General features: G+C 53.9%; 11 protein-coding genes and 1 pseudogene. 8 read left to right on the top strand and 4 right to left on the bottom strand.

Annotated elements, in window-relative coordinates:
* Both EL098_RS09550 and EL098_RS09545 read left to right on the top strand, forming a co-directional pair.
* Complete coding sequence (locus EL098_RS09550) at positions 1-15198, top strand: hemagglutinin repeat-containing protein (protein WP_126356005.1); 15198 nt, start codon at positions 1-3, stop codon at positions 15196-15198.
* Positions 15195-15458 carry a hypothetical protein gene (locus EL098_RS09545; protein ID WP_126356004.1) on the top strand — a complete coding sequence of 88 codons (264 nt, stop codon included), beginning with the start codon at positions 15195-15197 and terminating at the stop codon, positions 15456-15458. Before EL098_RS09550 ends, EL098_RS09545 begins: the two co-directional genes overlap by 4 nt.
* A gap of 141 nt (positions 15459-15599) precedes the next feature.
* On the opposite strand, the gene EL098_RS09540 is transcribed toward EL098_RS09545, so the two are convergent.
* The 3 genes and pseudogenes from EL098_RS09540 to EL098_RS23180 form a co-directional block, all read right to left on the bottom strand.
* On the bottom strand, positions 15600-15935 hold the full coding sequence (locus EL098_RS09540; RefSeq protein WP_126356003.1) for a SymE family type I addiction module toxin: 336 nt from the start codon (positions 15933-15935) through the stop codon (positions 15600-15602).
* A 443-nt stretch (positions 15936-16378) separates the two neighbouring features.
* Positions 16379-16495, bottom strand: a pseudogene (locus tag EL098_RS09535) (acyl-CoA thioester hydrolase YciA); the annotation flags it as partial.
* 32 nt (positions 16496-16527) lie between these two features.
* Positions 16528-16698: a hypothetical protein gene (locus EL098_RS23180; RefSeq protein ID WP_164716811.1), complete on the bottom strand. Its 171-nt coding sequence runs from the start codon at positions 16696-16698 to the stop codon at positions 16528-16530.
* A gap of 38 nt (positions 16699-16736) precedes the next feature.
* On the opposite strand from EL098_RS23180, the gene EL098_RS09530 reads away from it, so the two are divergent.
* The 3 genes from EL098_RS09530 to EL098_RS09520 all read left to right on the top strand — a co-directional run bounded on the left by EL098_RS09530 (position 16737) and on the right by EL098_RS09520 (position 17982).
* Positions 16737-17282, top strand: coding sequence for a VENN motif pre-toxin domain-containing protein (locus EL098_RS09530; protein WP_197718550.1), 546 nt, complete (start codon positions 16737-16739; stop codon positions 17280-17282).
* A gap of 72 nt (positions 17283-17354) precedes the next feature.
* Positions 17355-17738: a polymorphic toxin type 17 domain-containing protein gene (locus tag EL098_RS09525; protein ID WP_197718549.1), complete on the top strand. Its 384-nt coding sequence runs from the start codon at positions 17355-17357 to the stop codon at positions 17736-17738.
* Positions 17739-17754: 16 nt separating this feature from the next.
* Positions 17755-17982, top strand: coding sequence for an Imm31 family immunity protein (locus EL098_RS09520; protein ID WP_126356000.1), 228 nt, complete (start codon positions 17755-17757; stop codon positions 17980-17982).
* Positions 17983-18142: 160 nt separating this feature from the next.
* On the opposite strand, the gene EL098_RS23440 is transcribed toward EL098_RS09520, so the two are convergent.
* Complete coding sequence (locus EL098_RS23440; RefSeq protein WP_232012386.1) at positions 18143-18352, bottom strand: SymE family type I addiction module toxin; 210 nt, start codon at positions 18350-18352, stop codon at positions 18143-18145.
* A gap of 71 nt (positions 18353-18423) precedes the next feature.
* On the opposite strand from EL098_RS23440, the gene EL098_RS09510 reads away from it, so the two are divergent.
* The 3 genes from EL098_RS09510 (at position 18424) to EL098_RS23435 (ending at position 22480) form a co-directional block, all read left to right on the top strand.
* A complete protein-coding gene (locus EL098_RS09510; protein ID WP_126355999.1) occupies positions 18424-19713 on the top strand; it encodes a VENN motif pre-toxin domain-containing protein in 1290 nt (429 codons plus the stop codon).
* A 1-nt stretch (position 19714) separates the two neighbouring features.
* Positions 19715-20005, top strand: coding sequence for a hypothetical protein (locus tag EL098_RS09505; RefSeq protein ID WP_126355998.1), 291 nt, complete (start codon positions 19715-19717; stop codon positions 20003-20005).
* A gap of 981 nt (positions 20006-20986) precedes the next feature.
* Positions 20987-22480, top strand: coding sequence for a VENN motif pre-toxin domain-containing protein (locus EL098_RS23435; protein ID WP_232012384.1), 1494 nt, complete (start codon positions 20987-20989; stop codon positions 22478-22480).

Here is a 22480-nt window from a genome sequence, read left to right as displayed (position 1 = left end):
ATGGAAAAGCACCCCGTTGGATTAGCGAAGCGTCTGTTAAGTTACCTCGTCATATTCCTGCTTGCCGGGCAGCCGGTGTTTCCTGCTGTGGCTGCGACCATTAACCCGGTTACGCCGGGCGCGCAGATGGATCAGGCAGGAAACGGCGTGCCGGTGCTTAACATTGCTACCCCAAACCAGGCGGGGATCTCCCACAACCAGTTCCAGGACTATAACGTCGGGAAAGAGGGACTGATTCTTAACAACGCCACCGGGTCACTGACTCAAACCCAACTTGGCGGGCTTATCCAGAACAACCCGAACCTTAAAGTCGGCAAGGAAGCGAGCGGCATCATCAATGAGGTCATCGGCGGCAACCGTTCTCAGCTTCAGGGGTATACCGAAGTGGCGGGAAAGGCGGCCAACGTCATGGTGGCAAACCCTTACGGTATCACCTGTAACGGCTGCGGATTTATCAATACCCCGAATGCGACACTCACCACGGGTAAACCTCAGTTTGATGCGGCAGGCAACCTGCTGGCGCTGGACGTCAGCAAGGGCAGTATCACGGTAGAAGGTCAGGGGCTGGACGCCAGCAAAAGCGATGCGCTGTCGATCATTGCCCGGGCGACGGAAGTTAATGCCGGTATTCATGCCAAGGATCTTAAGGTGACCGTGGGTGCCAACCGCGTTTCATCTACTGGCGCAGCCACACCGATAGCCGGAGAAGGCTCTGCGCCTGTGGTCGCCGTTGATACCGGCGCGCTGGGCGGCATGTACGCTAATCGTATCCACCTTATATCCAGCGACAAAGGCGTCGGCGTCAACCTCGGCAACCTTAATGCACGCCAGGGGGATATCACGCTGGATACCAACGGCAAGCTGGTGGTGAATAACAGCCTTGCGAGCGGCAATCTCACGGCTCAGGCAGATAACATTGTCCTTAGCGGCGAGCATAAAATCGGGGGGGCAACACAGGTCACCAGCGGCTCTGATATCACCGTAGCCAACGGCAAACTAGCCAGCGATCGGGAAATATCTTTGAGCGGCAGCGGAAAACTGGCGCTGAATAACAGCCAACTCACCGCAGGCAATGACATCGCTCTGAATGCCGGGGCAGCAAGTGTGGATGCTGCCAGCGAAGCCAATGCGGGCGGTGCGATTCGGGCCCGCGCGGCGGCAAGCATGGAAAATACCGGTAAGCTAACGGCAGGAGGTGACATTGCACTCTCCGCAGGCCAGCTAGCCAACAGCGGCCAAATCGCGGCTAATAATTCATTCAGCGCCAAAGCAGACAGCTTCAATAACAGCGGCAACGTGCAGGCGCAGCGCAATATCCAGCTCGATCTTGGCTCGTTCACGCACAGCGGCCAGATGCTCGCCGGGGCAGGACTCACGGCCACGACCGGGGATGCATGGATAGACGGCATGTTGAGCAGCGGCACTGACCAGGCGTGGACCAGCCGCAATGCCTTTACTATTGGCCGAAATGGTCAACTGCTGAGCAGCGGCAATCTGGCTCTTCAGGCTGAGGGTTTCAGCCATGCCGGGATGCTGAGCGGCAAGCAGGACGTGACGTTAAGCAGCAAGCAGTTTTACGGCCAGCAGGGAAGCTTGCTGGCAAGCGGGGGCAACCTTGCGTTACTGACTCAGCAGCTACAAAACGTCGGGCAAATCACCTCGCAAAAAGATCTGACGTTCAGGGGCGAGCGATTTGAAACCCTTGCTGGCGGGCAATTGCAATCTGAAGGCAATATGCTGCTGCAGGCCAGTAATAGCGTCACGCTGCGCGGCACGCAGGCAGCCAAAGGGGCGCTGACGGTTAATACTGGCTCGCTGACGCACAGCGGAAGCACCAAAGGTAATACCGTGACGCTTGGCGCCAGTCAGCTCGACACTGGCGGAAATATTCAGGCCGATGGCGCAATGTTGCTCACTGCAGACAATATTGTGCAACAGGCCGGTGGCGCCCTGCTGGCGCAGAAAAACTTACAGCTTAATGCCCTGAACTTTACCAACCGGGGTTCACTGGACAGCAATGCACTGACGCTGGCCATCGTCGGGAATATCGACAACCAGACAAGTGGGAAAATCACCGCCCGCAATGGCCTGAACAGTACCTCCGATAGCTTTAACAACGCCGGGCAGGTCGCGGCTTCCACGGTTAACGTAGCTGCGCAGACCACCCTGACCAACAGCGGCAGCCTGCAGGCCGAGCAAAACCTGAACGCGACGGCGGCACAGCTAAAAAACACCGGGCAGCTTGAGGCCGCTTCCCTCGCGCTACACAGCACTAAGCTAGACAACGGGGGCCTGATTCAGGGCGGCCAAAACCTGACCTTAAACGCAGCGGCCCTGACTAACCAAAGCGGCGGAAAAGTCATCAGCGGCAGCGGTCTGGCGCTCAGCATCCCGCAGCTCACCAATGCCGGACTGATTTCTGTCCAGCAGGGGCTGGCTATTGAGAGCCTGATGCTGGCTAACAGCGGCAATATTGAATCTCAGAACATGACGCTGAAAGCCGGACAGCAGCTGGACAACCAGGCCGGCGGCGCACTGCTGGCGAAAGATGCGCTCACGCTTTCTGCTGCCAGTTTCAATAACGCCGGGAGCCTGCAGGGAAAAAACCTCGCGGTCAACTTGGGACAATGGAATAACAGCGGCCTGACTACCGGGAGCGAGAGCGTAACGGCCAGCGTCAGTGGAGAGCTTAAGAACGGCCCGCAAGGGAAAATCATCGTCGGTCAGGCGGGCGCTCAGGGAGCCATAGCAGGCGGCCTGCTTGATCTCAATGCCGGTAGCGTGACCAACGAAGGCTGGCTGCAAAGCGGCGGTAGGGTGAATGTTACCGTTCAGGCACTGGTGAACGCGGGGGTGATTTCCGCTAACCAGGCCGCGACCCTCGAAGGGCTGACGCTCGATAACCGGGGCCGGATTGAAGCGCAGGATCTTCAGCTCAAACTGCGTGACAAAGTCACTAACTTTGCCGGCGCCGTGCTGGTGGCAAAACGCAACCTGCAGCTTTCTGCCCCTGAGTTAGATAACGCGGGCCAGTTAATTGCTGACAGTACCGTTCTGGACGCACAAAACGTCGCTAACACAGGCTTGCTGCAAGGGGATTCCGCGCTCAAAGCCACAGGCGACACTTTCAATAACGCCGTGGGTGGCACCGTACTGGCTGAAAGGCAGCTGACACTTGCCGCTCGACAGATGACCAATGCGGGAGAGATTCAGGCCGACACCGCGACGCTAAATGCCAGCCAGATGGCTAACAGCGGCAAGCTGCTTGGTTTATCCATCCTCAACCTGACCGCGACAGACAGCCTCGACAATAGCGGTCAAATACAGGGGAAAAATAAGCTCACGCTGACCAGCGATATACTGACCAATCAGGGCACGCTGACGGCGGCTGACCTCAGCCTCGAAAGCCAGCGTAGCGTCAACAGCGGCCTGTTACAGGGCGAAAAAGCGCTGCGCCTGAACGCCGCGGAACTGACTAACCTTGAGCAGGGAAAAATCATCAGCGGCAGCGGTCTGACGTTGTCCATTCCGATGCTTATCAACGCCGGGCTGATTTCGGTGGAGCAAGGGCTGGCGATCGGCGTTTCGACTCTCGATAACAGCGGCCACATCGAAGCCAGTGACCTGGGGGTGACGGCCAGCGAACGGGCAAACAACCAGGCGACAGGCGTTCTGCTGGCCGATAACGCCTTACGGCTTTCTACGCCTGTCTTTGATAATCAGGGGCAAACCGTGAGCCGTCTTACGGCGCTGGATGCCGCCCGGATGACGAACGGCGGTATCGTCCACGGTTCTGAGTCGCTGTCGCTCAGCGGCACAACGGTGAGCAATGCCCGTGGGGCCGAAATGAGCGCTCAGGTCGGGGAACTGCACGTTGAACAGCTGGTGAATGCCGGGCTGATATCGGTCAGGCAGGGAATGGCCATTGATGCTCTGACGCTGCAAAACAGCGGCAATCTTGAAGCTGCTGACCTTAGCCTCCGGCTTGCCGGGGAACTGGATAACCAGTCGGGCGGGGTGCTCCTTGCCGACAATACCCTCTCGGTGATTACACCAAAGGGCAGCAACGCCGGGAAACTTATTGCCAACAGCACCAGCCTGGCGGTGGACGACCTGACCAACAATGGATTGCTCCAGGGTAACCAGGCTATTAACTATCAGGGCAATACGCTGGCGAACGGCGCCGCTGGCCAGCTATTAAGTGACGGAAATATCGCCGTTAATGCTGCTCGACTGGACAGTGCCGGGCGGTTGCAGGGCCGAAACATCACGCTCAACGGCGGGCAAAACGGCGGGGAAAATACCGGGCAGATCCTTGGCCGCGATGCGCTGAATATTTTGTTCGGCGGGGCGTTTAACAACGGCGGCAGGCTGATTAGCCAGAATCAGCTCGGCCTGACGACAGGGCCGCTGAGCAATACCGGTATTATCGCTGCTTCTCAGCTTAATATTGATGCCGGGTCATCACAGGCTAGCAACTTCGGCCTGATTCAGGCTGACGGCAAACTGCAGTTGACCGCTGCCTCCCTGCAAAACGATAAGGGTGCAACGGTTGCCGGTGGGGATGACGTCTCGCTGACGCTGCCGGTATTAAACAATGCAGGCAATATTTCAACCGCTAAACACCTGCAGCTCGATGGGGGAAGCGTAGATAACCTCGGGGCCATCGACGCACAAAATCTGGATTTCAGCTTGGGTGGGCAGTTAAGCAACCAGGCAGGGGCTTCGCTGGTGGCGGACAACCGGCTGGCGCTGACGTCCAACGGCTGGGCAAACGCCGGGCAAATTATAAGTGACACTGTCACGCTATCCGCACTGAAGGGACAAAATGACGGCCTGCTACAGGGAGACCGAGGCCTGACGCTGAACACCGCACAGTTGGGCAATGGCGAGGCAGGAAAAGCGCTGACCGGCGGTGGGCTTGATATTCGCGGCGACAAGGTGAGCAATAAGGGGGCTCTCCAGGGACAACTAGTCACTCTTCAGGGCGCGGAGCTCAGCAATACGGGATCGCTGTCCGGCAAAGACAGGGTGTCGCTAAATGTCGGCAAATCTGTCGCTAACGACGGCCAACTCCTTAGCCAGGGGGAACTCCAGCTTGCCACCGGCCAGCTTGATAATAATGGCGTGCTGGCCGCGACCAGGGTCGGTGTTCAGACCGATACGCTTAACAACCGGGGGACGCTGCAGAGCAACACTGGGCTGGATCTTCACAGTACCGCCGTGACAAACAGCGGCACGCTGCTGGCGAAACAGATGCTGAATATTCTCGGCACCAGCCTGGATAACAGCGGCATCGTACAGGGGAACGCACTCTCCATTGCCTCCCAAAGCGCCCTCACCAACCAGACGACGGGAAAACTGCTGGCGACCGGCACCTTTGATTTTAACGGTGAGTCATTCGCTAACGGCGGCACGGTAGCGGCAGATAACGCCCGTCTGGCGGTGAACATCTTCAATAACGGCGGATTGGTGCAGGGCAATACCGGCCTGTCGATGTCCGGCGCAGGAGAAAAGCACCCTCAGTTCCTGCTGCTGAGGAGTTTTGCCGCAGCTCAGCCACCGGCCGTGCGTGTCCTGAATAACCTGAGCGGTGGCAAGCTGTTAAGCGGCGGAAACCTTGCGCTGGCTGCCGACAATGTCGATAACGCGGGGGCAATACAAGGGCAGGCGCTGACGCTGGCGTCGAACAGCTGGAATAACGACGGCTCGCTAACCGGCCTGCAGGCGCTGGACCTGAACGCCAGTACGCTGATCAACCACGGGCAACTGGCGGCGGATACCCTCGGCCTGAAAGCCGGTAACATCGGCAACAGCGGTTTGCTGCAGGGCACCTCAGCGTTCACGCTGGAGACCGGCAAGCTCGAAAACCTCACCGGCGGGCAGATCCTTTCCGGCAGTTCGCTGACGCTGCACCTGCCTGAGTTTACCAATGCCGGAACCGTTCAGGCCCGCGATAATCTGCTGCTGACGGCAGATGCCCTGGATAACCAGGGGCGTTTATCCGGCAGGGACGTAACGCTAAACATAGCCAGACAGCTGAATAACCAAAGCAACGGCAGGCTGCTGGCCGCCGGTGAGCTGAAGAGCCAGAGCGGAACCCTGAGCAACACCGGCGTTGTCGCGGCAGATAAACTCGATCTCAGCAGCAGTCAGGTGGATAACCAGGGGGTGATTCAGGGAGAGAATGCTCTGGCGTTGAATACTCCTCAGCTTAACAACCTGGCGGGCGGGCAGCTGGTCAGCGGCAGTGCTGTTAGCCTGACTATTCCGCAGATGGTCAACCTGGGCCTGATCTCGGTTAAAGATGCCCTGGTGCTTTCAGGGGCAAGCCTGGACAACCAGGGTACGCTGCAGGGCGGAAGCGTAGCGCTGAACTTTGCGGACAGTATTCTCAACCGCAGCGCGGCAAAAATTCTGGCAGAGAAGGATCTTTCTCTGCAAACGGCAGACATTAATAACCAGGGCAGCCTCGCGGGCGATACCGTAGGGATCACCGCCCGCACCTTGAATAACGCCGGGCTGCTGCAGGGCAATACGGCGCTGAGACTGGACTCGGTCACGCCCTCAGCCCTTACGCTGACTAATCAGAAAGAAGGGCAAATCCTTACTGGCGGAGCGCTAACGCTTTCGCTGCCTAAGCTCCTGAATCAGGGCGTAATATTCTCCCGCCAGGGGCTGAACGTCAGTGCCGGCGCTCTGGATAACCAGGGCACGCTGCAGGGGCAGGATCTGACGCTGAATGCGGCTAACTCTCTTAATAATGAGAAAGACGCACGCCTGATTGCTCAGCGGGGATTAACGTTAAGCGCAGGGCAGATGGACAACGCCGGACAGCTGGCGGCCAGCAATGCCTCCCTCGCCGTATCTATTCTGAATAACTCGGGTGCGGTACAGGGGGACAATGGCCTGACCGTTGACGCCTCAACGATGAACAACCAGTCCGGCGGCAAAATGCTCTCGGGCGGGCAGCTGGCGCTGAATGGCCAACAAATTAGTAATGCCGGCGTTATGCAGGGGCAGACCCTGGGCGTGAAGGCGGCCAGCTGGAAAAATAGCGGTAGCGCGCTCGGCCTCAACGGGCTGACGGCTCAGGTTGATAACCAACTGACCAACGACGGACGTTTACTCAGCCAGGGCGTGAGCCAGATAACGGCCGGAGCGCTAAACAACACCGGCGCGGTGCTGAGCGAGGGAGATTTAACGCTTAGCGGCGGCGCTCTGCTAAACAGCGGCAATATTCAGGGTAACAACCTCACGGCTAACAACGGGGCGATCGATAACGCGGGATCGGTGATTGGCCTGAAATCGCTGACCCTGCAACCTCAGCAGGATATCAACAACCGGCCGGGTGGCTCGATGCAAACTCAGGGCGCGATGCTGGTGACGGGACGAAACGTCACCAACGGTGGCCTGTGGCAGGCACAGTATCTGAAGCTGAACGCTCAGCAACTGCAAAATAACGGCACGCTGCAAAGTACCGGCAACCTCGATCTGGCGCTGGCGTCCGGCCTGACGAATACCGGCGCCATAACGGCCAATAACGTGGCGACCCTCACTGCGCCGGGGATGACAAACCAGGGGCAGATCCTGGCCAAAAATCTCGTTCTCAGCGGCAACGTCCTCAATAACGGCGGCAATATCAGCGGCGTCGACGGACTGGGTATCTCGCTGGGCGGTAACCTGGATGTGCAAAGCGGCGCCAGACTGCTGACCAATGGCTTGCTGTCGGTGGGGGCCAATATCATCACCAACCTGGGCCATGCCCAGGGCAATGCGGTGACGCTTAACGCCGCCGCACTGAATAACCAGGGGCGCATAGAAGCGAATTCTGCCCTCACTGGCGCGCTAAGTGGCAACCTGGATAACGGGCAAAATGCGGTCCTGCTAAGCCAGGGAAGCCTGGATCTGGGGGCACAACAGCTAACCAATACCGGCACCGTGCAGGGTAACGGCAATACCCGGATCGATCTGCGCGATCGAGGCAGCAACCAGGGCCAGATCCTGAGCGGCGGCGCGCTGACGCTCAATACGCCAGGGTTTACCAACGGCGGCTGGGTTCAGGGCTTTGCGCTGGCGCTTAACGCGGGCTCGCTGAACAACAGCGGAACGGTACTCGCGCAGCAGCAAGGAACTCTCGGCGGCAGCTATATCCTGAATAATGGCATGCTGCAGGGGGCCAATCTAACCGTAAACCCAGGGCAGTTGGATAACAATGGCACCGTCTATGCCACCCAGAATCTGGCTATTACGGGTAATCAGGTTAACAGCTCTGCCGCGGCGCGGCTGCTTAGCCAGGGGAATATGGGAATTAACGCCGGGAATACCAGCCTGCAGGGGCAGGTGGCGGCGCTGGGTAACCTGTCGCTTAGCAGCCAGGGCAGCTACAACCAGCTGACCACGCTGGCGGCGGGCAATACGCTGGCGGTCAGCAGTCAGGGCGATATTAACGTCAATGGCCTGATGCAGGGCCAGGGCGTGCAGCTCTCTGCCGCCGGGACGTTGAATAACAACGGTCAGGTTCGAGCAGGCTATGGTGAAAGCCAGCTGACCGCAGGGCAGTTGAACCTCAATGGCGCAGGGAGCGTGCAGGCGGGCGGGACGCTGCGTCTGACCAGCCAGAACGGCATCAATAACGCGGGCTTCGTCGGTACTGCGGGCGATTTGATTGCCAGCGCGGGCGGCACGCTGCTCAACAGCGCGCTGCTGTATGCGGGCAATAATATGAGCCTGCTGGCCAACAGCATCCGCAACTATCGCGGCGATATCCTGGCGGGCAACAGCCTGTGGATGCAGCGCGATGTGGCGGGCAACGCCAACGCGGAAGTGGTGAACACCTCCGGAAGTATCGAGACACAGAATGGCGATATCTCTATTCGCACCGGGCATTTATTGAATACTCGCGATGGTCTCAATGTGCAGCAAACTACGATAAATAATTCGACTGTTGCAGGTATTGGGAATGCTTCAATCTTTGTTAAACCAGAGCAATTACCTGCTGGCGCAATGGGCTATTTTACCACTGATGACGTTGTGCAAGTGGGTTCATGCAATGGCCACGGGGCGTGTAATTACGTACATCACACATATTACCATTACGCTCCCTTCAAAGATTTTGCTACGCAAAAATTCGCTGTTTCACAGACAAATATTACTGTTGTTGCAAATGGTGGAAGCGGCAGGATTGCGGCTGCGGGCGGAATTAACGGCAGCATTGATAATCTCGAAAACCAGGCGAGCAATATTCTCGCTGGTAGAAATATTATATTCACCGGAACACAGTTAAATAACCAAAGCTGGCAGGCGGGAACAAACTACGACTATTTAGTTTACCAATACACCGATCCTGGTTCGCGTCAGCCTCGATTTGCGAATATTAAAGAGGCTCCACGTGGGGCTGAAATAAAGGATATAGGTGCCCAATTTAACCTCAATGGACATGATACTCAGTATACGCCGGGTGAAATTTATCGTTCGGTTATTCAGGCCGGCGGCGCAGTCGTCGCCAACTTTAGCAACAATATCAGCAATACGTCTGTGTCAGCGAATACGCCGGGCTATACGCCGGGACGTAGCGCGCCGGGGCTTAACTTAGCGACTGGGCCAGGCGTGAGTGCGGGCGCACAGGCTACGGGCCTGAACGCCGGTACCAGCACTAATGTGACCGCCCCACAGGCCACGATTACTTTACCAACAAACGGCAACAGTGTCGGCCAGGCCGAAAGCCTGAATGTCAGGGCAGACGGCAACCGCGGTCTGGCGTCCGTCGATCGCTCGCAGCAAAACATCGGTGACTTTGGCCAGGCCGGCGGCAAGCTGGCAGAGATCAATGCTCAGGGGCTAAGCCAGCAGCAGGGTGTCGGTAGTTCCGCAATCGATCTGGCCGCCAATACAGCGCCCCTTGTCGAGGCCAATAATAGCGGCGGCAAGCTCACCGCTATCTCTGATAATACCGTCGGACTGGCTAACCAGCATGCCGGTAATAAATCAGAGCTTGCCTCCCGGGATAAAAATGGCGAGATAGTCGCGGTGACGGCGAAAGTTATCGAGCTCTCCAGCGGCGGTAAAACTCCGCCGCCGCCAGGTTATGATTATCGTCCGATTGAACTGACGGATATTTCTGCGCTTACCTCAAAACTGACGGCCAGCGGTTCACCGATCAAGCTCAGCGATTACCCACTTCCGTCCAGTAATAATGGCTATTTTGTCGCGAATAAAGATCCGAAAAGCCCGTACCTGATCGTCACCAACCCGAAACTGGACGGCCTTGGGCAACTGGATAACAGCCTTTTTAACGATCTGTATAAACTGGCCGGGAGCGCGCCACCGAATGCCCCGCAGGAAACGCGTGCCACTTATACCGATACCAATAAATTCCTCGGCTCGGACTATTTCCTGGCTCGTCTGAATCTGCGCCCGGAGTATGACTACCGTTTCCTCGGCGATGCCGCCTTTGATACCCGCTATGTCAGCAATCAGATCCTGAACCAGACCGGCAGCCGCTACGTTAACGGCGTTGGTTCTGACCTCGAGCAGATGCAGTATCTGATCGACCATGCCGCGCAGGCCCGTGACAAGCTGGGGCTTAAGCTGGGCGTCAGCCTTTCCGCTGACCAGGTTGCCGCGCTGGACTCCAGCATCCTGTGGTGGGAAAACGCGGTGATTGACGGGCAAAATGTCCTCGTCCCTAAACTGTACATCTCTCCGAAGGACGTTGCGGTCAATAACGGCAGCGTGATTGCCGGAAACCAGGTGATTCTCAACGGCGGCAATATCACCAACGACGGCAGCACGCTGCAGGGCAAAACGCTGCTGAGCGCCAGCAGCCAGAACGCCATCAGCAATATTAACGGCGGCGAGATTAACTCGGGCGGTAGCCTGCAGCTCAGCGCGCTGGGTGATATCAATAATATTGGCTCCATTATCGCCGGGCAGAAAGTGAGCCTGGAGAGCGTGGGCGGCAGCATTATTAACCAGACGTTGACCAACCAGTGGGACACTGGAGGTAAGGCTAGCGGGCGTAACAACCCGGTTCTGGCATTCACAAATACGGAGATTGGTCCTCTCGCCTCCATCAACGCCACTGATAGCCTGAGCCTCAGCGCGGGTAAAGATATCCTCAATACCGGCGCTAACCTTAGCGCAGGCGGCGACATGCTGCTTAAGGCGCTGGATAACATTTCCCTTACGGGCAACCAGCTTGTGGAACGCGATCAGCGCGGTCGCAACATCAACGAATCCATCACCAACCAAGGAAGCAACGTAAACAGCGGCGGGAGTCTCAGCCTGCAGGCCGGGCGAGATCTGACCGTTACCGGCAGCAATCTCAATGCCGGGGGCAGCGCCGCGCTGTGGGCGGGGAACGATCTGACGCTGGATGTGGCGAAGAACAGTCGTCACAGCCAGACCGGCAACACGGACACCCTCGATACCAGCAATACCCGCACTGCCGTTAGCGCCGGGAAGGATCTCACCATGGTAGCCGGGCGAGACCTGAACAGCCTGGGTGCGGCACTGGCAGCAGAAGACCGCGTAGGACTGCAGGCCGGCCGGGACGTTAACTTAGAGTCGATTGAATCTACCCACAGCGACAAGTACACCGCGAAGAAAAAGGTCGATATCAACGAGTCCGTGCGCCAGCAAGGCACGGAGATCGCTAGCGGCGGGAACACCACTATCATTGCCGGGCGCGATGTTAACACCCAGGCTGCGCAGGTGACGGCTCACGGGGATATCGGGGTAGGTGCAGGGCGTGATATCAACCTCGAAACCGCCACCGACAGCGACTATCACTACGACGAAGAAACCAAAACCAAAAAAGGGTTCCTGAGCAGCAAAACGACCCACACCATCAACGAAACCAGCTCGACTCGCGAAGCCGGTACGCTGCTGAGCGGCGATAACGTAACGCTGAAAGCGGGCAACGATCTGCTGGTGAAAGGCTCGTCCGTAGTGGGCGATGGCAATGTGGCGCTGAACGCGGGTAATAACGTCGATATCGTGGCCGCGACGGACACGGACACCGCCTGGCACTTTAAGGAGACCAAAAAGAGCGGCCTGATGGGCACCGGCGGCATCGGCTTTACCATCGGCAGCAGCAAAAGCACCCAAGACCTGCGGGAGCAAGGCACCACCCAGAGCCAAAGCGTCAGCACCGTGGGGTCCACACGCGGAAACGTCAGCGTGAACGCCGGGGGAATGGCGCATATTGGCGGTGCAGATCTGGTCGCAGGTAAAGATCTGTCGGTCTCCGGTGATAGCGTACTTATCGAACCGGGGCACGATAAACGCACCCGCGATGAGAAATTTGAGCAGAAGAGCTCCGGCTTGACCGTGGCGCTGTCCGGGGCGGTGGGCGAGGCGATCAACAACGCGGTCGAGACTGCGCAAACGACGAAAAATGAAAGTGACGGCAGGCTGGCCGCGCTGCAGGCAACCAAAACGGCGCTGGCCGGCGGGCAGGCTTATCTGGGCGCTCAGCAGGCTGTGGCGGCAAAGGATCCTGATAACGGTATTCGGGTAAGCGTCTCCCTGACGACACAAAAATCGAAATCAGAGCAGCACGCCGAGTCTGACGTAGTGAAAGGCTCGAGCCTCACGGCCGGGAACAACCTGAACGTCACCGCGACCGGGAAAGGAAACAGCGCTGAAAGCGGCAATATCCTGATTGGGGGCAGTCAGCTCAAAGCTGGAGGAGACACTTCTCTGGCGGCGAGTAATGACATTGTGCTGAGCGGGGCGGCCAATACGCAGTTGACGACCGGCAAAAACAGCAGCAGCGGCGGCGGCATTGGCGTTGGTTTTGGCGTGAACAGCGGTTCAGCGGGGCTCAGCATCTTTGCCAACGTCAACGCCGCCAACGGTAAAGACAAAGGGAACGGCACCAGTTGGACGGAAACCACGCTCGACAGCGGCGGCACGGTGTTGCTCGCCAGCGGTCGGGACGCCATCCTGAACGGGGCCCAGGTTAACGGCGATAAAGTTGTCGCCGACATTGGCCGGGACCTGATTATCAGCAGCCAGCAGGACTCGAATAACTACGACAGCAAGCAGACCAGCGTGGCCGCAGGCGGCAGCTTCACCTTTGGCTCAATGAGCGGCTCGGGCTATATCAGCCTCAGCCAGGATAAGATGAAGAGCACCTATGATTCGGTGCAGGAGCAAAGCGGTATTTTTGCCGGAAAAGGCGGCTATGATATTACCGTGGGCAACCACACTCAGCTCAACGGAGCCGTAATAGCCAGCCGGGCTGAGGCGGATAAGAACAGCCTCGATACCGGGACGCTGGGATTCTCGGACATCGGCAACAAAGCCGACTATAACGTCAGCCACAGCGGGGTCAGCCTGTCCGGCGGCACCGATATGTCTGCCGCCGGATCAATGCTGGCCTCAAACGGCCTCGCGAACGTCGGCTCGCTGCTGGCCGGGATGAACGGGAAAGGCCACGCCGAAGGCACCACGCAATCCGCCGTGGCGGATGGTAGTATTATTATTCGTGACAAGGCGAACCAGCTGCAGGACGTTGCTGCGCTGAGTCGCGACACCGAACATGCCAACGGCAGTATCGGGCAGATCTTTAACAAAGAGGAAGAGCAAAAACGCCTGCAGACGGCGCAGCTGGTGGGTGAAATCGGCGGCCAGATGACCAGCGTGGTGTCGACCTATGGCGACACTCAGGCGCTGGAGGCAGTGCGTGCGAAAGGCGGTAATTACGCCAACATGAGCGCAGAAGCGCTGCGTAATACGGCGGATTACCAGAAAGCCTTCGGTGATTACGGCATCGGCGGCAAATATCAGATGGTGGCCCAGTCGGTGAGCGGTATCCTGGCGGGCGCCGCCGGGGGCGATCTGAAGAAAGCCCTGGCGGGCGGCCTGAACCCGGTGATGGCGCAGGCTATCAAGAGTGCCACTACCAAGGGTGGCGAAGTCAATGAGCCTGCTAACCTGATGGCGCATGCGGTCTGGGGCGCTCTGGCGGCGCAGCTTTCAGGCGGCAATGCGGCGGCGGGCGCGGCGGGGGCATTCAGCGGTGAGCTGGCGGCGAGGCATATCGCTGCCGAGATGTTCCCGGATACAAAACCTGGGGATTTGAATCAGGACCAGAAACAGCTCGTTAGTTTGCTGGGCACCATGGCGGCAGGGATCGCCGGCGGCGTGGTGGGGAATAGTACCGCCGCGGCGACCACGGGCGCGCAGGCCGGGAAGAATGCGGTTGAGAATAACTACTTAAGCAGCTCTGATAAGAGTCTCCAGACGGAGCTTAACCACAAACAGACACTAAGCCCGCAGGAGCAGAAAGAACGCGATGCGCTGAATAAGAAAGATGCAGAAACAACAAAAGAGCTGGTTAATGCGTGTCTGAATGGCGGCAGTGCTGCTGCTTGTTCCGCTGCCCGTAAGGATGCGATGGAAAAACAAGAAACGTATCAAAGTCTGGGATATCAGGATCAAAAAGAGGGACAGCTAGGTTACCAGCAGATACAGCAACTTCTGAATGGTACTACTGAGGAAGCGAAGCAAATTCAAGAAGTCTACAGCAGTATGGTTAATGCGTATGTACGCACAGGAATGAGCGAAACTGCGGCAAAAAGGGCTATAGGCCTACAGCTCGGGACAATGTATGTTGTTGGCGGTATCGCGGGCATCGCTGCTGGATCGGCAGTCGACGACGGAATAGCGCCTAGGACTACATCAGGAAAATCGACATTTAGTCTGGCTCCAGAAGATTCTGCCCGCGTAATTAATGTTCCCAAAGGTCAACGCCCGGAAGCAACGGATTATTTACCTGAAGAATATGTTAATGAGCATTTATCCCTGTTTGCTAATGGCGCTTCACGCTTCATGTCGGAAGAAAACTACCAACGCTATGGGATAGCTCAAAGGGACGGTACCACATTTGTTATGCCGAGAGATCAGGCTGATGCATTGTTATTTAATACCAAAGGAAATACAAATTCATTAGAGCTTTCGCTGGGGTTGGACGCAGGGTTCTTGGATACAAATAACTTGTTAAGAATTGACATCCCCAAACCAGCTGAATTTAATCTGAGGATTCCTTCCGGAAACGAAGCAGGAGCAAATTCACATTGGATTCCTGGAGGGAAACTGCCAAATGGAGATAGTGAAGCTATAATAAATGGCCGTGATGTGCCTTCATCTGACTATCAGGTGAATCCAGTAAACGTAGGTGGAAAATGAAATTTATAGATGCTGTGGTTAGTCGTGAACATTATTTTGCGATAGGCGTTGAGGAGCTTTCTGGACGGTTTTATCTTACAATTCCTGTAAGTTTAGGTGTGGTTGATTACTCTGAATATTATGAGATTACAAGCTGTGAATTTGAAAAATTCAAGTCGGATATATTATTGGCTATTCCATTGGCAGAAAAATGTAGGCGGCGAGAAAATGATGACAACATAATGATCCCGCCACCTAGTAATCGTGGTAGCGCTATTTAAATTGAAAAAAACCGTCCATAGCTGAGTTGAGGCTTTCTGAATGGCCTGACATACCTGAAAATTATCAGATACCAGAGTATTATCATTCTCCTCATAAATAAAAATCCCAACCTCTCGCGGTTGGGATTTTTACGTTAAGGCTCAGTCCTTGCCCCGCTTCAGACAGTCATAGCGGGGCGACACTCGTCTAATAACCGGGATATCGCCGGTATCATTCAACGCCCCAGGAAAGTCTTTGATCCACTGCTGCATCTTCTTCTTGTTGAAATGCGTGACGCTTAATCCCTCGGCGCAGCCCCACAGCTCGCGGCTGTTCTGGGTAGTGATCACAATGCAGTCGGGCATGACCCTGATTTTTATCGGCATCCCCGGCGTAAACCCGGCCTGTGAAATCCACGCGCCCTGGAGCGGCAGATAGTCGTACCGCACCCGGTCGTAAAACTCAGCGCGGGAAAGCGGGGATGGGGTTGCTGGCAAGCACTTATCTGATTTATTGCGTACCGAATCGCAGTTTTCAGCCTTATTTTCTGGCGTGTTTGATTTTTTTTGGAAATGGTGACTTCTGGCTTAAAATTCTTAGCAGCTATGTTCAACTCCTTCTTAGTTGCATGTGGTCAGCGACATGGAGGTGGTGAGACATCTTTATGTCACGCTAATTCATAATTAATTTCTTATGACATACTTCTCTTCTGTAAACCATTCGCTTCAACACCTGGGTATTATATCATGCTGTACAAAAATACAGAGCCTGATTCACTGGCTATATACAACCTTGCGAGGTGTCTTCTAAAAAAATACGGTGGAATGTAACGTTGCATTGTTGATAAAGATTACGCTTATTTCATGTTCTATAGAATATTATTGCTGCACGTTAAGATGTGGCAATAAAAAAACCGGCATTGCCGGGTTTCTCTTAAGCATTAATCTACCTGAGGTATCGCGCGAGGCTTGCCTTCTTTATCCACGGCGACATAGATAAATATCGCCTCGGTGGCTTTGTAGCGCTGGCCAATAGGCTCGGAAGAAACCTTTTTCACCTAAACTTTCATATTTATGATAGTTGACGTTATCAAGTATAACGTAGCAGGCGAATCAGCAGCAGGACGTTGCCACGCTGAGCCGCGACACCGGGCATGCCAACGGCAGCATCGGGCAGATCTTTAACAAAGAGGAAGAGCAAAACGCCTGCAGACGGCGCAGCTTTCAGGCGGCAATGCGGCGGCAGGCGCAGCGGGCGCATTCAGCGGTGAGCTGGCGGCAAGGCATATCGCTGCCGAGATGTTCCCGGATACAAAACCTGGGGATTTGAATCAGGACCAGAAACAGATCGTTAGCCTGTTAGGCACCATGGCGGCAGGGATCGCCGGCGGCGTGGTGGGGAATAGCACCGCAGCGGCGACCACGGGCGCGCAGGCCGGGAAGAATGCTGTTGAGAATAATGCGCTGGGTGCCCCTGATGAGAAGCAACGGAAGGATGCTAAATGGTCACTGCCGTACATCAAGGATGCAGCCGAAAAATCAAGAGCTGAAAAACTGGTTGCTGATCTCAATGCAAAAGATAAAGCGTTCGATGGCGCACTCGATAAAGCCTGTAAAGAACTGTCGTCAGCAGCTTGTCAGGGTATGCGTCAAGAGCTGGTCGCGATGGGCCAGAGCTATGACAAGCAGATGGACGGGCAGTATATCGGCAATATGGGCAGCGTTTATAAGGAAGGAAAGGATCAGGTTGATGCGCTGATTTGGCAGTATGCTACGGCGGATGCTAAAGCCCAGCGCGAGGCTGATATTGATCGAATTGCTGAAAACTGGGGCGTAAGTAAGTAAACAGCAGACAGCCTCTATACCGCGATGGCTGGCGTTCACACTGTCGCGGCGATAGGTGGGGTGGCGTATGGGATGAAAGGCATCACTTCAGCTCAATCTGGTAAAGTCCCCGCTTATGTAGAGGAACCTCCTTTCAATCCTTCTGGTACTGGTGGTGCTGCACAACCGTGGTCGACTAAAGGTCGTATAAAATATGTAGAACTTCCTACACAAGGGAAAATACGTTTTGTTCCAGATAGCAACTATTCTCCCAGCAATCCGCTACCAAGAGGGCCAAATAATGGTTATCTTGATAAATTTGGTAATGAGTGGGTAAAAGGTCCATCTCGTACTGCGGGACAGGCTTTTGAGTGGGATGTTCAGCTATCGCCTAAAGGTAAAGCTCAGCTTGGTTGGGCAACAAGAGATGGCTCTCACTTAAATATATCTCTGGATGGACGCATTACACATAAATAACCAAGGAATCGTATTTATGGAAAATAAAATTGGTTTTTATCAAGAGGTGAAAATATCCTCCGATTGCAAAGAAAAAAATAAGAAATATGCAGGTAAAAAAGGTGGTGTTATGGGGGTCAGCGAAGAAGATGGGATACTTTATGGGTACTCAATAAAACTTTATGACGAGGAATATCTCTTATCCTTTGATAAGGATGAAGTTATCCCAACGGGTAAGCAACTTACGCAAGACGATTATTATTAACTAATCAGAACGAATCCCGCCCTTACCCGGCGGGATTTTACTTTATAACCCATCAGTTAACGTTTTGTCTCTGTGACTTGCTGATCACTTCGAGCAGCTCTGTCATTTGGCGCCGCTTGCGGGCGGAGAGCTTACAGACCTTATGCCGGGTCTGCATCAGTTACGGTTCGGACGAAGGCGGCTCCTGAGCGGTCAGCACCTGGCAACCCTGCATCACCCCTACCTTCAGCGGCGTGCCGGTCTCAAATCCCGCATCATCCAGCCAACTCCCTTTAAGCGTAATGAAGGTGGCCTTGGTGTGTGTCTTCCACTCGCGGATATATCCCACGACATAGCGGCGGATTTTTAGCTCCGGTGCTTCAGTTGTCACAATTTTTAGTTAGTCGCTAAAAAACCAGCATTATTGCCACGTCGATACGCAATACTACCAAAAATCCTTCGATGAGCTTTATCCTGGCAGGCGGCCTGAACCCGGTGATGGCGCAGGCTATCAAGAGTGCCACCACCAGGGATAACGAAGTCAATGAACCCGCCAACCTGATGGTGCACGCATTCAGCGGCGAACTGGCGGCTAGGCATATCGCCGCAGAGATGTTCCCGGGGAAAGATCCGGGTAATTTAATCCAGGACCAGAAACAGTTGGTTAGCCTGCTCGGCACCATGGCGGCAGGGATCGCCGGCGGCGTGGTGGGGAATAGTACCGCAGCGGCGACCACGGGCGCGCAGGCCGGGAAGAATGCAGTTGAGAATAATAGACTTAGTAACCCCAAAGAAAAGCAAATTATTAATAATTTAGTTGGTGCAGGATATGATCCGCAAAAAATGGAGGCTGCATCTTGCGCGTTAGTTAAATGTTATGCGGAGTACCCTGTTGGATCTGCTGAATATGAGAAGAATCTTGCCTTAGCACAAAAAGGTGAGAATTATAAGGAAGAGCAGAATCTACTTAAAAACTATGAGTTATTGACAACTGAGCTTAAGGATCCACTTTACTGGAACAAAGTGCCAGAAGAAGTGAAACAAAAGTATCAAGGATTTACATACAGTCAGTCCGATAAAATTGAAGACGGTCAAAAAGCCTACGATGCATGGAAAATTGCATATATTGCCGATAAATTAAACATTCCTGTCAGCGCAGTTAGGTTAACCGATGCAGGATTGAATATCGCCCTAAACATGGCTGCGACATCCAGTGCTGGAAAAATTGCTGGGAATAACCCTTCTAAGAAAAATGCAGCACAAGGGAATGAGTTTGTTGCTGGTACCAAAATCGATAACAGCCTGAATTTAATTGACAAAGAAGTGTTACCTGATGCTTTGATATCTACATTTAAAGGAGGGCAATACGAAACGGTTATTACACGTGAGCCTGTTTCCGTATATCGTAATTTTGGTGGTTCCGAGACACTAACAAAATTAGATGGCGGGTTTGCTACAACGACATTTAATGCAGGTAGAAATGAAACTGCTGTATATAAAAAATGTAGCACCACACAATTTGAGGCTGAACTAGAAATCCCTAAGGGTATCAAATTGAATGTTGGGCATGCAGGTGAACAACCACCACGTTCAACGGATCCTAAGTACACTGGTGGTGCTGATCAAATATTATTACCAAGAAGTTATCCAACTGAATGGATCAAATCAATCAGAGATGGTAAAACAGGACAGGTATATAGCTATGATGAATTTAAATCTAAATTTCCAGAACAAGTGACGCGAGGTCAGTAATATGTTGAACAATGAAGATGTAACTGATACTGAGAAGTTGATTATTTTACTTGAAAAGGTTATCTCATTTCAGATAGATGCAGGATACACAGAACCATTTTATAAGTCTTTGATAAGATCCATCAATATTCTTAAAAGCAAAGATGCACAAGGATTTCATAACATAATGAAATATATCAATGATGACTTTAGAATGATGGCTGACAGGGGGCTGTATGGTGGTGAGATTGACGTGGTTACAAATGAAATTTACTCAATACTAAGGCGGAATAAATTATTCTATAATAAGTAAGGTTGCGGAATAATCATATCCTATGCTGAGAAAATTTGCGTATGTAATAGGGAGAAAGAAAAGATTTTTTACAGCGTTGTGTAGTTGTCAGCCTTTTTTTGCTGAGGGGTTAGCGTTGGGTTTTGTGTTTCATTTTGATTTTTAATACCCCCGGATCGTCAGATAGTCATACCGCACCCGGTCATAAAATTCAGCGCGGGAAAGCGGGGATGAGACTACTGGCAAGCACTTATCTGATTTATTGCGTACTGAATCGCAGTATTCAGCCTTATTTTCTGGCGTGTTTGATTTTGTTTTGGAAATGTTGACTTCTGGCTTAAAATTCTTAGCAGCTATGTTCAACTCCTTCTTAGTTGCATGTGGTCAGCGACATGGAGGTGGTGAGACATCTTTATGTCACGCTAATTCATAATTAATTTTTTATGACATACTTCTCTTCTGTAAACCATTCGCTTCAACACCTGGGTATTATATCATGATTTACAAAAATACAGAGCCTGATTCACTGACTATATACAATCTTGCGAGGTGTCTTCTAAAAAAATACGGTGGAATGTAACGTTGCATTGTTGATAAAGATTACGCTTATTTCATGTTCTATAGAATATTATTGCTGCACGTTAAGATGTGGCAATAAAAAACCGGCATTGCCGGGTTTCTCTTAAATATTAATCTATCTGAGGTATCGCGCGAGGCTTGCCTTCTTTGTTCACTGCCACGTAAATAAAATGGCCTCGGTGACTTTGTCGTGTTGGCCGATAGGCTCGGAAGAAACCTTTTTCACCTAAACTTTCATATTTATGATAGTTGACGTTATCAAGCATGACATAGCAGGCGAATCAGCAGCAGGACGTTGCCACGCTGAGCCGCGATACCGAGCATGCCAACGGCAGCATCGGTCAGATCTTTAACAAAGAGGAAGAGCAAAAACGCCTGCAGACGGCGCAGCTGGTGGGGGAGATCGGCGGACAGGTGACCAGCGTGGTGTCAACCTATGGCGACACTCAGGCGCTGGAGGCCGTGGGTGCGAAAGGCGGTGATTACGCCAACATGAGCGCAGAGGCGCTGCGTAATACGGCGGATTACCAGAAAGCCTTCGGTGATTACGGCATCGGCGGCAAATATCAGATGGTGGCCCAGTCGGTGAGCGGTATCCTGGCGGGCGCCGCCGGGGGTGATCTGAAGAAAGCCCTGGCGGGCGGCCTGAACCCGGTGATGGAGCAGGCTATCAAGAGTGCCACCACCAGGGATAACGAAGTCAATGAACCCGCCAACCTGATGGCGCACGCGGTCTGGGGCGCGCTTGCGGCGCAGCTTTCAGGCGGCAATGCGGCAGCAGGCGCGGCGGGCGCATTCAGCGGCGAACTGGCGGCAAGGCATATTGCGGCAGAGATGTTCCCTGGGAAAGATCCGGGTAATTTAACCCAGGACCAAAAACAGCTCGTCAGTCTGCTGGGCACCATGGCGGCAGGGATCGCCGGCGGCGTAGTGGGGAATAGCACCACAGCGGCGACCACGGGCGCGCAGGCCGGCAAGAATGCTGTTGAGAATAACTCGCTGTCCGCAAAAGATGAGAAGCAAAGGCAGGATGCGAAGTGGTCACTGCCGTACATCAAGGATGCTGGCGAGAAAGCGAAAGCTGAAAAGCTGGTTGCGGATCTTGATGCGAAAGATAAAGCGTTCGATGTGGCACTGGATAAGGCCTGTAATGGCCTGTCATCCTCAGCCTGCCAGGGTATGCGTCAGGAACTTGCTGCCATGGGCAAGAGCTATGATGAGCAAATGGATGGTCAGTATGTCGGCACAATGGGCAGTGTGTACAAGGAAGGTGCAGATAAGATCGCCGGGCAGCAATGGCAGTATGCGACTGCGGATGCGAAAGCTCAGCGCGATGCCGATGTTCAGCGTATAGCACAAAACTGGGGTGTCAGCCCGGAAACCGCCGCGACGCTTTACGATGGGATGACGGTCGTACATAGTACTGCTGCTGTGGCTGGGGCAGTTTATGGGATGACTGAAACAGGTTCTGCTATTGCCCAAACTGATCGTATTAAAGGTAATATTGCAACCAGTCAGCAAGCTCGCGAGTCATCGAATTTTGCAATTCACTCAGCAAAATCTGACCAATTGCAATGGGGTTACACAGCCGATGATTGGAATATGGGAGGCTTAAAAGCGGGTGATAAAGTATTTGGCGGCATCCCAGGTCAATCAGCATACTATACAAATGAATCTACCCTAGTGAACTCAGGACTTAGCCGTGAGTCATTATTTAAAAGCTTGCAGGTTTCGCCACATCCTGAGTTTGGTTACAGGCCTAAAATGGGTGTTTACGAAGTTATGAATGATATAGAAATCCCGATGGGTACAGTAAGCCAAAATCCATTATTGGGTCCTGGGGGAGGAACACAATTTTTCATAAAAGATTATAACTCCAGCCTCAAACTTATTGATACGATTGACTTAGGTAAATAA

It is taken from the genome of Cedecea lapagei, from assembly GCF_900635955.1.
Lineage (GTDB): Bacteria > Pseudomonadota > Gammaproteobacteria > Enterobacterales > Enterobacteriaceae > Cedecea > Cedecea lapagei.
This window is presented reverse-complemented; position numbering and strand designations above follow the sequence as displayed.